The following is a 230-nucleotide window of genomic DNA, read 5'->3' on the forward strand; positions in this document are numbered from 1 at the left end:
AAACCGCCGACTTCCAATATAGTTTCTTTTTCGTTTGAGGCTTTATTCAACTGCATTGCCCGTCGCAATTGCGCATTCACTCGTGCGACCAATTACATTGGGTTGAAAGGCTTGGTCATATAATCGTCCGCCCCCATCACCAATCCGGAGATTTTATCCAGATCGGAAATTTTTGCACTAAGAAAAATGATAGGCATTTGATATTTCTCTCTAATTTGACGGGTAACTTC

Annotated in this window: 1 pseudogene; it reads right to left on the reverse strand. The window is 41.7% G+C overall.

The features are described 5' to 3' along the window. A pseudogene (locus ACYP5M_RS26860) lies at positions 1–230 on the reverse strand (response regulator); the annotation flags it as partial.

This window comes from Peribacillus sp. N1, from assembly GCF_054600815.1.